Genomic DNA, 12,188 nt, shown 5'->3' on the forward strand with positions numbered 1-12,188 from the left:
CACTGACCCCGAACCGGCGGGACATCCGGACATACATGTATGTGGGGACTCTGTCCTTCGACCTGCTCCTCGGCGACGTCCATTCGCTCAAGGAGAAACGCTCCCTCGTGAAGCCGATCGTCGCCGAGCTCCAGCGGAAGTTCTCGGTGAGCGTGGCGGAGGTGAGCGGCCAGAACCTCCACCGGCGGGCCGAGATCGGCGTCGCCATGGTCTCGGGCGACCTGGGGCACCTGAACGGCGTCCTGGACCGCTGCGAGCGGCTGGTCGCCGCGCGGCCGGAGGTGGAGCTGCTCTCGGTGCGCCGAAGGCTCCACACTGATGAAGACTGAATGAGCAAGGCAAAGAAGGAGACGGACCAGTGGCCGACAACGCGCGGGCGAAGAAGCTGGCGGACCTCATCCGGGAGGTGGTCGCCGAGAAGCTGCAGCGCGGCATCAAGGACCCGCGCCTGGGTACGCACGTGACCATCACGGACACCCGCGTCACCGGTGACCTGCGGGAGGCCACGGTCTTCTACACGGTCTACGGCGACGACGAGGACCGGGCGAGCGCCGCGGCGGGCCTGGAGAGCGCCAAGGGCATCCTCCGCTCGGCCGTCGGCCGGGCGGCGGGGACCAAGTTCACCCCCACCCTGGCCTTCGTGGCCGACGCCCTCCCGGAGAACGCCCGGACCATCGAGGACCTCCTCGACAAGGCGCGGGCCTCCGACGCCCAGGTGCGGGAGGCGTCCTCGGGCGCCGCCTTCGCGGGCGAAGCCGACCCGTACAAGAAGCCGGGCGAGGACGAAGCCGCCGAATGAGCAACGCAACCCCGACGCCCGACGGCCTGGTCATCGTGGACAAGCCGTCGGGCTTCACTTCGCACGACGTCGTGGCCAAGATGCGCGGGATCGCCAGGACCCGCCGCGTCGGCCACGCCGGCACGCTCGACCCCATGGCCACGGGCGTCCTCGTCCTCGGCGTGGAGCGGGCCACCAAGCTTCTCGGTCACCTCGCGCTGACCGAGAAGGAGTACCTGGGCACCATCCGCCTGGGCCAGACCACGATCACGGACGACGCCGAGGGCGAGATCACGGCGTCGGTCGACGCGTCGAAGGTCACCCGCGAGCAGATCGACGCCGGGGTCGCGGAGCTGACCGGCGCCATCATGCAGGTGCCGTCGAAGGTCTCCGCGATCAAGATCGACGGCAAGCGGTCCTACGCGCGCGTGCGCGGCGGCGAGGAGTTCGAGATCCCGGCCCGACCGGTGACCGTCTCCTCCTTCCGGGTGTACGACGTGCGCGAGGCGACCGCCGAGGACGGCACGCCCGTCGTCGACCTGGTCGTCTCGGTGGTCTGCTCCTCCGGTACGTACATCCGGGCGCTGGCCCGGGACCTCGGCGCCGGGCTCGGCGTCGGCGGCCACCTCACCGCGCTGCGGCGCACCCGGGTCGGCCCGTACAAGCTGGACAGCGCCCGCACGCTCGACCAGCTCCAGGAGGAGCTGACCGTGATGCCGGTCGCCGACGCCGCCGCGGCGGCGTTCCCGCGCTGGGACGTCGACGAGAAGCGGGCCCGGCTGCTGCTCAACGGGGTCCGGCTGGAGATGCCGGCGTACCCCAAGGGACCGGTCGCGGTCTTCGGGCCCGGCGGGAAGCTGCTCGCGCTGGTCGAGGACCAGCGCGGCAAGGCGAAGAGCCTGGCCGTCTTCGGCTGAACCGGCCGGATCAGGAGGGCGGGTGCGCGCGGCGCGCCCGCCCTTCCGTGTTTCTTCACCCCATCGGGGAAGCGCTCGGAGCGAACCCGGGGAGTGCGAGGGGGCGCGTTCGCCGATCCGCGCCGACCGGCGGGCGCCTCGACCTACCCTCCACACCATGGGACGCGGGGACCTGGCGGAGCCGGTGGGGCTGGTGCGCATCTGCGATCTGGCGGGCCGGCCGCGCGGCACCGGATTCCTCGCCGACCACGAGGGCACCCTCGTCACCAGCCACGAGGCCGTCGACGGGCTCACCCGCGTCGTCGTGCACGCACCCGGCGAGCGCACCTGGCTCGCCGAGGCCGACGCCGTCACCCCCCTCCCCGAGCGGGGGCTCGCCCTGATCCGCACCGAGGGCCTCGGCGTGCGCCCGCTGCCGCTCGCCACCCGTCCGGCCGTCGAACCCGGCACCTACGTCCGGATCGCGGCGCACGGCTGGCGCGAGGCCCGCGTCCTCGGCCCCGCCGCCGTCACGTACACCGCCACCGACCGCTTCCACGTCCTCTCCGACGCCCTCGAACTCGCCATCGGCACCGAGGGCGCCGAGGCGCTCCGGCTCGGCGGCCCGGCCGCGGGCGGACCCGTCCTCGACTGCGTCACCGGCACCGTCCTCGGCGTCGTCGGCACCGCCCTCCAGGGCGACCCGCGCGCCGCCGGGCACGCCGTGCCCCTCCGCCCGGACGGCCCCCTCGGCGACCTGCTCCGCCGCAACGCGGCGACCGTCCCCGCGTACGGCCCCGACCTCAACCTCGCCGCCGTCCTCGAACTCACCGCCCCGACGGCGCTGCCGGACCGCGACCCGTCCCCCTGGCCGCCCCCGGTCGCCCGCCCGGCCGCCCTCGCCACCCTGACCGGCTTCGCCGCCGCCCGGGTGCCCGCGGGACCGGTCCTCGCGGTCGTCGGCGAGCCCGGCAGCGGGCGGACGACCCTGCTCGGCGCCGTCTGCGAGGAGCGGGCGCGCGGCGCCGCCCCGACCGTACGCCTGCGGGGCGCCGATCTGGAGGAGGAGGACGCCTCGGTCGCGGACGCCGTCGGGCGGGTCCTGCACCGGGCGGCGCGGATCGCCGCCGCCTCGGGGGCCGCCGGCGACGCCGTCACCGCGGAACGGGCCGCCCGGCTCGCCCGGGAGGCCCGGCGGCCGCTCCTCGTCGTCCTCGACGGGCCCGAGGAGCTGCCCCCGAGGCTCGGCGGGCGGCCCGCCGACTGGACCGCGGCCACCGAGCGCTGGCTGCGCGAGCACGGAGCCCGGCTCGTCCTCGCCTGCCGCCCCGAGTACGCCGGGGAGACCGCCGCCCTGTGGAGCGGCGCGCCCGCCGTCCTGCCGCTCGGCGACCTCACCGAGGCCGAGGCCAGGGCCGTACGCCAGGGGTACGGGCTCGGGGACGACGACCTCGCCGAGGCCGACGCCCGGCACCCGCTCGCCCTGCGGCTGCTCGCCGAGGTGCGGGCCGCGCTCCCCGGAGACGTGCCCGGGCGCCCCGGGCGGGCCGAGATCTTCACCGCCCACCTGGACCTGGTGTGCCTGCGGATCGCGGTGCGGATCGCCGCCGACACCCGCCCGCTGCCCGGCGGCTCCGCCGTCCGCCGGCTCGCCGCCCGCGTCACCGGCCAGGTCCACGAGGCCGCCCGGCGCTGCCTCGGCCCCGGCCACGGCCTCCTCGACCGGGCCTCCTTCGAGGAGCTCTTCCCGTGGCGCGACGGCTGGGCCCCCGCGGTCCTCACCGAGGGTCTCCTCGCCCCCGCCGGAGCCGGCTACCGCTTCGCCCACGAGGAGCTCGCCGACTGGCTCCAGGCCGCCCACCTGGACCTCGACACCGCCCTCCACACCCTCGTGCACGCCCACCGGCCCCCCGACCCCGCAGCGGCGGACCCCGACCCCGCAGCGGCGGACCCCGGGGACCGCGAGGCCGAGCCCGGCAGCGCGCCGCTCGCCGTGCCCCGGCACCGGGTCGGGACGGTGGCGCAGGCGCTGCTGCTCGCCCACCGGGAGGGCGGCCCCGCCGCCCTGGCACCCCGGCTGACCGGGCTCGTCGACTTCCTCGCGGACGCCGGCCCGCAGACGCCCGACGACGCCGTCTGGTGGGGGAGCGCCCTGCTGACCCGCGCCCTCGCCGGCGTCGGCGACCCCCGCCCGTACCTGCCCGTGCTGCGCCGGCTCGCCGACCGGATCGGCGAAGGCCCCGACGCGGCCGGCGGGCTCGGCGCGGCCTTCGGCCCGGACTGGTGGCGGGACGCGGCCGTCGGGGAGGAGGACCGGCTCGACCTGCTGCGACGGCTGGTCACCGGCGACCCCGGCTACCTCGACGCCGTCGGCGGACTCCTCGCCGCGGAACCCCGCGCGACGCAGCCCCTGCTCTGCCGCTGGTTCACCGACGAGCGCCCCCTGCCCGCACGCCCGTACACCACCGTCGCCGCCGTCGCCCAGGAACTGCTCCACACCCACCGGGCGCGCGCCGTGGACGACCTGTGCGAGGCGCTCGCCGGCACCGCGCACCCGCTCGCCGAGGGGCTGCTCGGGGCGCTCGTCGACGACGAGCCGTCCGCGCTGTGCCGCGCCGTCGACCGGTGGGCCCACGACGACCTCCGGCCCGAGCGACGGCTCGCCGCCGCCGCGTACGGCACCCTTCTCGCCGCACGCGGCCAGGAGGGCGAGGACCGCGAACTGCTGCGGTACGCGGCCCGCGCGCTGCTCGCCCGGCCCGGCGACCGGCCGCTGCACGCGGCGGCGCTGGGCATCCTCGTCCGCGATCCGCACACCCGGGACCCGTATCTGGCCCGCGCCCTGGCCGACCCCCGGGTGCCCGCCGACGCGCTCGTCCCGGCGCTGCCCGACCACCCCGACGCCGTCCTCGACGCCCTCCGCGACCGGCTCGGCGCCGGCCAGGACGCCGGGGCCGTGCTGCGCGCCCTCGCCGCCGTCGACACGCCCGCCCTCACCCGTCGGATCGCCGCCCTCGTCCGCGCGTACGTCACCCACCACCCCGGGGGCGCCCGGCACGCCGCCGCCTACGTGGACCTGCGGTTCGAGGAGGGGCCGACCGCGCGGGCCGTGCTCTTCCCGCTGGTCGTGGGCTTGATCCACGGCCGGCCCGCCGCCGTCCGGCGCGCCCTCGCGCCCGTCCTCGCCGCCCCCGGCACCGGCGCCTCCCGCCATCTGCGCGCCGAGCTCCTCGACGTCCTCATCGACCACGAGACCTACGCGACCGAGCCGGGCGAACGCACGGTGCCGGACGCGCTGCTTACCGCCGCGGCCGAGGGCGCCGCCCGCCGCTCGCTCCCGCGCAACCGCGCCCTGCTGGCCCGTACCAGCTCCCTCTACGCCCGCGACCCGGCCGGCGCGGTCCACCGCGACCGGCTGCTCGCCGCGCTCGCCGCCGACCACCCCGCCTTCGCCGCGCTGCTGGCACAGGCCCCGCCCGCGCGGCGAACATCAGGCACTCCCCATGCCGATGCGAACCGTCGGGCCCGGGCATGGCAGTCTTAGACCTGCGTAATGGGCGTACAGGGCGAACAGGCGGACGAGGAGCGGTCACAGTGCAGCGCTGGCGTGGCTTGGAGGACATCCCCCAGGACTGGGGGCGCAGCGTCGTCACCATCGGCTCCTACGACGGTGTGCACCGCGGACACCAGCTGATCATCGGGCGGGCCGTCGAGCGCGCCCGCGAGCTCGGCGTCCCCGCCGTCGTGGTGACCTTCGACCCGCACCCCTCCGAGGTGGTGCGCCCCGGCAGCCACCCGCCGCTGCTCGCCCCGCACCACCGGCGCGCCGAGCTGATGGCCGAACTCGGCGTGGACGCGGTGCTCGTGCTGCCGTTCACCGCCGAGTTCTCGCAGCTGTCGCCGGCCGACTTCATCGTCAAGGTGCTCGTCGACAAGCTGCACGCGCGGGCCGTCATCGAGGGCCCCAACTTCCGCTTCGGCCACCGGGCCGCGGGGAACGTCGGCTTCCTCACCGAGCTGGGCGCCACCTACGACTACGAGGTCGAGGTGATCGACCTCTACGTGAGCGGCGCCGCCGGCGGCGGCCAGCCCTTCTCCTCCACCCTCACCCGACGGCTCGTCGCCGAGGGCGACATGACCGGCGCCGCCGAGATCCTCGGCCGGCCGCACCGCGTCGAGGGCATCGTGGTGCGCGGCGCGCAGCGCGGCCGCGAGCTGGGCTTCCCCACGGCCAACGTGGAGACCCTGCCGCACACCGCGATCCCCGCCGACGGCGTCTACGCCGGCTGGCTGACCGCGGACGGCGAGCGGATGCCGGCGGCGATCTCCGTCGGCACCAACCCGCAGTTCGACGGCACGGAGCGGACGGTGGAGGCGTACGCGATCGACCGCGAGGGCCTCGACCTGTACGGACTCCACGTCACCGTCGACTTCCTCGCCTATGTGCGCGGCATGCTCAAGTTCGACACCCTCGACGACCTGCTGGTGGCGATGGCCGCCGACGTCGAGAAGTGCCGGGCCCTGACGGCCGAGTACGACGCCGCGGGGGCCTGACCCTCCCCGGGGAGCTCACCCCCCGGGGGGGGGAGCTCACTCCTCCCGTGCCGCCGCCCAGTGGCAGGCCACCCCCCGCTCCCCGACGCCCGCGCGGAGCACCGGCAGGGACTCCGTGCGGCAGCGCTCGGCGAAGGGGGCCGCCTCGCCGGAGGCCAGGACGTGGCAGCGGGCGTGGAAGCGGCAGCCGCCGGGGATCCGGGCCGGGTCCGGCGGCTCGCCGGTCAGCACCACCGGCGGTTCCTGCGACTCCGGGAGCACCGAGAGCAGCGCGCGGGTGTACGGATGCCGGGGCGCCGTCAGCACCGACTCGACCGGGCCGGTCTCCACCACCCGGCCCAGGTACATCACCGCGACCCGGTCCGCGATGTTCCAGGCGAGGCCCAGGTCGTGCGTCACCACCAGGGCGGAGAGCCCGAGTTCGTCGCGGAGCCGGAGCAGCAGCGCCAGGATCTCGCCGCGTACCGACGCGTCCAGGGAGGCCACCGGCTCGTCCGCGACGATGAGTTCGGGCTCCAGGACGAGCGCCCCCGCGATCACCACCCGCTGCCGCTGCCCGCCGGACAGCTCGTGCGGGTAGCGCAGGAAGAAGCGCTCCGGCGGGCGCAGTCCGGCCCGCGACAGCGCCTGGGCGACCGCCGCCCGCTCGTCCGCCCCGCTCCGGTGGACGCCGTGGATCCGCAGCCCCTCGGCGACCGCCTCGTACACGGTGTGCCGGGGGTTGAGGGAGCCGCTCGGGTCCTGGAGGACGAGCTGGGCGCGCCGGCGGTACGCCTTGAGCGCCCGGGAGGTGTACGCGAGGGGTTCCCCGGCGAAGGAGACCGTGCCGGCCCCGGGCTTCACCAGGCCGAGGAGCGTGCGGGCCAGCGTCGTCTTGCCGCAGCCGGACTCGCCGACCAGGGCCACGATCTCGCCCGCGCCGATCTCCAGGTCCACCCCGTCGACGGCACGGGCGGGCGGAGCGCCCCGCCGTCCCGGGAAGGTGACGTGCACCCCGCCGGCCGTGAGCAAGGTCATCCGCGATCACTCCCCACATGGACGCAGGCGGCCCGCCGCCCGTCGCCCGCGGTCCGTAGTTCCTGGTCGTCCTCGGAGCACTCCGCGACCGCCACCGGGCAGCGCGGGTGGAAGGCGCAGCCGGGCGGCAGCGCCGCCGGGTCCGGCGGGTCGCCGGGGAGGCCGCGGGGCGCCCGCCGCGAGGCCGGGTCCCCGATCCGGGGGAAGGCCGAGGACAGCGCCCGCCCGTAGGGGTGGGCGGCCGACGCGTACACCTCGCGGGCCGGGCCCTCCTCGACGATCCGGCCCGCGTACATGACGGCGAGCCGGTCGCAGGTGTCGGCGAGCACCGCCAGGTCGTGGCTGATCATCATCAGGCCGATGGACTCCTCGGCGACCAGCCGTTCGATCAGGCGCAGGATCTGCGCCTGGATCATCACGTCGAGGGCGGTGGTCGGCTCGTCGGCGACGATCAGCCGGGGCTCGCAGGCGAGCGCCATGGCGATCATCACGCGCTGCCGCTGGCCGCCGGAGAGCTCGTGCGGATAGCCGGCGGCCCGGGCGGCCGGCAGCCCGACCTGTTCGAGGAGGCCGGCGACCCGCTTGCGGGCCTGCGCCGGGGTGGCCCGCCGGTGCACCAGGAGCGGCTCGGCGATCTGGTCGCCGATCCTGCGCACCGCGTTCAGCGAGTGCATCGCGCCCTGGAAGACGATCGAGGCGCCCGCCCAGCGGACCGCCCGCAGCCGCCCCCACTTCATGGCGAGGACGTCCTCCCCGTCGAGGAGGATCTGCCCCTCCAGGCGGGCGGTCGCGGGCAGCAGCCGCAGCAGGGCGAGCGCCAGCGTCGACTTCCCGCAGCCGGACTCGCCGGCCACGCCCAGCTTCGACCCGGCCTCCAGGGTGAGGTCCACCCCGCGCACGGCGGGCACGGCGCTCGCCCCCGATCCGTACGTGACCCTGAGGTCCCTGATCTCCAGGAGGCTCAACGCCCCACCCCCAGCCTCGGGTTGAGCACGGACTCGACGGCCCGGCCGCAGAGCGTGAAGGCGAGCGCGACCAGCGCGATCGCGATGCCGGGCGGGGCCAGGTACCACCAGTGCCCGGAGGAGACCGCGCCGGCCTCGCGGGCGTCCTGGAGCATCCCGCCCCACGACACCACCGTCGGGTCGCCGAGGCCCAGGAAGGCGAGGGTGGCCTCGGTGAGGATCGCGGTCGAGATGCCGAGCGTGGTCTGCGCGAGCACCAGCGGCATCACGTTGGGGAGCACGTGCCGGGCCATGACGTGGCGGTGGCCGCCGCCGAGCGCGGTGGCCCGCTCGATGTACGGGCGGGACTCGACGGCGATCGTCTGCGCCCGTACGAGCCGCGCGGTCGTCGGCCAGGAGGTGACGCCGATGGCGAGCACCACCGTCCACATCGACCGGGACATCACGGTCGCCAGCACGATCGCCAGGACCAGCGCCGGCATCACCAGGAACCAGTCGGTGATCCGCATGACGACGGTGGAGAGCCAGCCGCCGTAGTGGCCGGCGAGGATCCCGACGAGCGTGCCGATCGCGACCGAGAGGGCCGCCGCGAGCAGCCCCACGAGCAGCGAGATCCGGGCGCCCCAGATCAGCAGCCCGAGCAGCGACCGCCCGAACTGGTCCGTCCCGAGCGGGAACTCCGCGCTCGGCGACTCCAGGGCCGTACCGGGCGCGTTCGTCACCGACTGCACGTCGGCGCCGACGACCAGCGGCGCGGTGAGCGCGAGCAGCGCGATCAGGGCGAGCCCCGCGAGCCCGTACAGACCCGCCCGGTGGGTCCGGTACGCCTTCCAGAAGCGCGCCGCGGAGCCCTTGCGGCGCTCCCATGCGAGAGAGGTCATCGGCCCACCCGGGGGTCGAGCAGCGGATAGAGCAGGTCGGCGAGGAGGTTCATCAGGATCATCGCTCCGGCGAAGACGACGAACAGGCCCTGGACGAGCGGGAGATCGGGCACGCTGAGCGCCTGGTAGAAGAGGCCGCCGAGGCCCGGCCAGGAGAAGACCGTCTCCACCAGGATCGAACCGGCCGCCACATGGCCCAGGTTGATGAAGACCATGGTCACGGTCGGGAGCAGCGCGTTCGGCACCGCGTGCCGGCGCCGCACGTCGTCGTCCTTGAGGCCCTTGGCCCGGGCGGTGGTCAGGTAGTCGTTGCCCATCTCGTCGAGGAGCGAGGACCGCATCACCAGGAGCGTCTGCGCGTAGCCGACCGCGACCAGGGTCACCACCGGCAGCACGAGGTGGTGGGCGACGTCGAGGACGTACGCGAAGCCGGTCTCGCCCGTGCCCGACTCCATGCCGCCGGTGGGGAAGAGTCCCGGGATCGGGCCCATGCCCACCGAGAAGACGATGATCAGCAGCAGGCCGAGCCAGAACGAGGGCACCGACCACAGGGTGAGCGCGATCCCGGTGTTCACCCGGTCGCCGAGGCGGCCGTGCCGCCACGCCGAGCGGGTGCCGAGCCAGAGCCCGAGGGCCGAGTAGAGCACCACGGCGACGCCGGTGAGCAGCAGTGTCGCGGGCAGCTTCGCCGCGATCAGCTCGCCGACCGGGGCGCGGAACTGGAAGGAGGTGCCGAGGTCGCCGCCGAGCGCCTTGGCGCAGTAGTCGGCGAACTGCTGCCACAGCGGCAGATCGAGACCGAACTGGCGGCGGAGGGTGGCGAGTTGTTCGGCCGAGGTGGGGATGCCGTGGGTCATCGCCTTCACCGGGTCACCGGGGATGATCCGGAAGAGGAAGAAGCTGGTGACCAGCACGGCGAAGAGGGAGACGAGCGCGCCGCCCAGCTTCCCCGCCGCGTGGCGGAGATAGCCGGAGGCGACGCCGGTGCGGGACGCGCCGTCCGTGGCGCGGGCCTCCTCGGCCCGCGCCACGCCGGCGGGGGTGCTTGCCGTCGTCATCGCTACTCGCGGTCGTCGGCGGTGGCGCGCCGGCGGCGGGCGGTCCAGACGCCCACGGCGACGAGGACGAGCGCCGCCGGGCCGAGGACCAGCCAGATGTTCGCCGAGGAGCCGGAGCCCTCGCCGCCGGAGGCCGAGGCCGCCGGCACGGCCGACCACCAGCTCCAGTAGCCGTCCTGCCCCCACAGGTTGCCGGCGGCCTCGGGCATGGTGGTGATCGAGGCGATCTGGTCGGTGCGGTACGCCTCCAGGGCGTTGGGATAGGCCATGATGTTCATGTACCCCGTGTCGTACAGCCGGGACTGCATCCGCTTCACCAGGTCCGCCCGCTTGGCGGTGTCGTACTCCACCGCCTGCTGCGCGTAGAGCGTGTCGAACTCCTTGTCGCAGATGAAGTTGTCGGTGGCGCCGGTGTCCTTCGGGGTGGCCGGGAGGGTGCCGCAGGTGTGGATGGAGAGGACGTAGTCCGGGTCGGGGTTGACCGACCAGCCGTCGAAGGCGAGGTCGTAGTCGCCCTTGACCCACGGGTCGGAGACGCTGTCCAGGCATGCGACGGTCAGACCGATGCCGAGCGCGCCCCACCACTCCTGGAGGTACTTGCCGACCGCCTTGTCGTTGGGGTCGGTGGCGTGGCAGAGGATCCGGAAGTTCAGCGGCTTGCCGTCCTTGCCGAGCCGCTTCCCGTCGCCGTTCTTCCTGTACCCGGCGTCGTCGAGGGCCTTCGCGGCGGCGGCCGGGTCGTAGCCCCGCTTCTGCGTGCCCTCCGGCTTCCAGAAGTACGAGCCGAAGCGGGGCGGGATGTACCCCTCGCCCTCGACGGCGTGCCCCTGGAAGACCTTGTCGACGAGGGTCGCGCGGTCGACGGAGAGGAAGAGTGCCCTGCGGACGGCCGGGTCGAGGAGGGCCGGGTGGCCGTTGCCGAAGGTCTTTCCGTCCTGCGCGCGGGCTCCCGGGTTGGTGGCGAGCGCGTAGAAACGGCGGCCCGGAGCGTCGTTGACCTTGACGTTCTGCTGGGTCTTCAGCGCCGCCGCCTGGGCGGGCGTCAGGTTGGGGACGAAGGACACCTCGCCCTTCTGGAGGGCGGCGACGGCCGCGTCGCCGTCCTTGTAGTACTTGAAGACCAGCTCGTCGAACTTGGGGGCGCCCCGCCAGAACGTCTTGTTCGGCTTCAGCTTGATGTACTGGTCGACCTTGAAGTCGGTGATGACGAAGGGGCCGTTCCCGACGATCGGGAACTGCTGGTCGTTGTTGAACTTCGAGAAGTCGCCGACCTTCTCCCACACGTGCTTCGGCACGATCGGCACGTCCAGCGCGGTCATCGTCGCCTGCGGCTTCTTGAGCCGGATGACGAGCGTGGTCGCGTCGGGCGCGGTGACCTGGGCGAAGTTGGCCGTGAAGCTGCCGTTGGCGGTGGCCGCGTTCGGGTCGGTCATCATCTTGTTGAAGGTCCAGGCCGCGTCCTCGGCGGTGGCGGGCTTCCCGTCGGACCAGGTGGAGTTCTCGCGGATCTTGTACGTCCACGTCAGCTTGTCCGCCGAGGAGGACCATTCCGTCGCGAAGGCCGGGACGGTCCTCGCGTCCTTCGGGTCGTAGTTGGTCAGGTACTCGTACGCCAGCCGGTGGATGCTGGTCGAGGTGAGCTTCTGGGCCAGGAACGGGCTCAGCGAGTCGATGCTCTGCGAGACGGCCACCGTGAGCGTCGTACCGCCGGACTTCTCGTCCTCGGCGGCGGCGGTGGTGGCGGGGAGGGCCGCGAGCGAGGTGGCGGCGAGACCGGCGGCGAGCAGCAGCCGGGCGGTCCCGCGGGGCCGGCCGGACCGGCGGGGGAGTGGGCGGGAGGGAACCTTCGTGACCATGACCATGGGACGTGACCTCGCGTCGGGGGATCTGTCGTGGAGTCGTGGATCTTGGGCTGACGTCAAGTGAAGCGAAGATGTATCAGCGGTGGTCTGCCGTCGTCAACGATGACTCAAACCCCGTGTGGGCTGCGGGAACGCAAGAAGGCTCCGTACCGGTGAACCGGTACGGAGCCTCATTGG

The 12,188-nt window shown here is 74.4% G+C and carries 10 protein-coding genes; 5 read left to right on the forward strand and 5 right to left on the reverse strand.

Annotated features, from left to right (window positions below):
* The first annotated feature begins 35 nt into the window (after positions 1–35).
* From ACIGHB_RS18655 to ACIGHB_RS18675, 5 genes are all read left to right on the forward strand, one after another.
* On the forward strand, positions 36–329 hold the full coding sequence (locus ACIGHB_RS18655) for a DUF503 domain-containing protein (RefSeq protein WP_031008504.1): 294 nt from the start codon (positions 36–38) through the stop codon (positions 327–329).
* A 29-nt stretch (positions 330–358) separates the two neighbouring features.
* Positions 359–799, forward strand: a complete 441-nt coding sequence (gene rbfA, locus ACIGHB_RS18660) for a 30S ribosome-binding factor RbfA (protein WP_360312255.1) — start codon at positions 359–361, stop codon at positions 797–799.
* Entirely contained in the window at positions 796–1,695 is a 900-nt protein-coding gene (truB, locus tag ACIGHB_RS18665; protein WP_360312257.1) for a tRNA pseudouridine(55) synthase TruB, read from the forward strand. Before rbfA ends, truB begins: the two co-directional genes overlap by 4 nt.
* A 157-nt stretch (positions 1,696–1,852) precedes the next feature.
* Complete coding sequence (locus ACIGHB_RS18670) at positions 1,853–5,218, forward strand: trypsin-like peptidase domain-containing protein (RefSeq protein ID WP_399914303.1); 3,366 nt, start codon at positions 1,853–1,855, stop codon at positions 5,216–5,218.
* 50 nt (positions 5,219–5,268) lie between these two features.
* On the forward strand, positions 5,269–6,228 hold the full coding sequence (locus ACIGHB_RS18675; protein ID WP_360312261.1) for a bifunctional riboflavin kinase/FAD synthetase: 960 nt from the start codon (positions 5,269–5,271) through the stop codon (positions 6,226–6,228).
* 36 nt (positions 6,229–6,264) lie between these two features.
* On the opposite strand, the gene ACIGHB_RS18680 is transcribed toward ACIGHB_RS18675, so the two are convergent.
* Genes ACIGHB_RS18680 through ACIGHB_RS18700 form a run of 5 tightly spaced genes read right to left on the reverse strand, consistent with a single transcriptional unit; the run spans position 6,265 to position 12,005 of the window.
* Positions 6,265–7,245, reverse strand: coding sequence for an ABC transporter ATP-binding protein (locus ACIGHB_RS18680; RefSeq protein WP_360312263.1), 981 nt, complete (start codon positions 7,243–7,245; stop codon positions 6,265–6,267).
* A complete protein-coding gene (locus tag ACIGHB_RS18685; RefSeq protein WP_399914306.1) occupies positions 7,242–8,210 on the reverse strand; it encodes an ABC transporter ATP-binding protein in 969 nt (322 codons plus the stop codon). The genes ACIGHB_RS18680 and ACIGHB_RS18685 overlap by 4 nt, the downstream gene beginning before the upstream one ends.
* Positions 8,207–9,091 (reverse strand): ABC transporter permease, encoded by an 885-nt coding sequence (locus ACIGHB_RS18690; RefSeq protein WP_399914308.1) that lies wholly within the window; start codon positions 9,089–9,091, stop codon positions 8,207–8,209. The genes ACIGHB_RS18685 and ACIGHB_RS18690 overlap by 4 nt, the downstream gene beginning before the upstream one ends.
* On the reverse strand, positions 9,088–10,149 hold the full coding sequence (locus tag ACIGHB_RS18695; RefSeq protein ID WP_388870938.1) for an ABC transporter permease: 1,062 nt from the start codon (positions 10,147–10,149) through the stop codon (positions 9,088–9,090). The genes ACIGHB_RS18690 and ACIGHB_RS18695 overlap by 4 nt, the downstream gene beginning before the upstream one ends.
* A 2-nt stretch (positions 10,150–10,151) precedes the next feature.
* Entirely contained in the window at positions 10,152–12,005 is a 1,854-nt protein-coding gene (locus ACIGHB_RS18700; RefSeq protein WP_399914351.1) for an ABC transporter substrate-binding protein, read from the reverse strand.
* Positions 12,006–12,188: the final 183 nt, after the last annotated feature.

Source organism: Streptomyces sp. NPDC085460 (assembly GCF_044541975.1).
Taxonomy (GTDB): domain Bacteria; phylum Actinomycetota; class Actinomycetes; order Streptomycetales; family Streptomycetaceae; genus Streptomyces.

Excerpts from the sequence above, each read along its gene's own strand:
- ACIGHB_RS18655 (WP_031008504.1), top strand. The coding sequence starts at position 36 with ATGTATGTGGGGACTCTGTCCTTCGACCTGCTCCTCGGCGACGTCCAT.
- truB (WP_360312257.1), top strand. The coding sequence starts at position 796 with ATGAGCAACGCAACCCCGACGCCCGACGGCCTGGTCATCGTGGACAAG.
- ACIGHB_RS18670 (WP_399914303.1), top strand. The coding sequence starts at position 1,853 with ATGGGACGCGGGGACCTGGCGGAGCCGGTGGGGCTGGTGCGCATCTGC.
- ACIGHB_RS18680 (WP_360312263.1), bottom strand. The coding sequence starts at position 7,245 with ATGACCTTGCTCACGGCCGGCGGGGTGCACGTCACCTTCCCGGGACGG.
- ACIGHB_RS18690 (WP_399914308.1), bottom strand. The coding sequence starts at position 9,091 with ATGACCTCTCTCGCATGGGAGCGCCGCAAGGGCTCCGCGGCGCGCTTC.
- ACIGHB_RS18695 (WP_388870938.1), bottom strand. The coding sequence starts at position 10,149 with ATGACGACGGCAAGCACCCCCGCCGGCGTGGCGCGGGCCGAGGAGGCC.
- ACIGHB_RS18700 (WP_399914351.1), bottom strand. The coding sequence starts at position 12,005 with ATGGTCACGAAGGTTCCCTCCCGCCCACTCCCCCGCCGGTCCGGCCGG.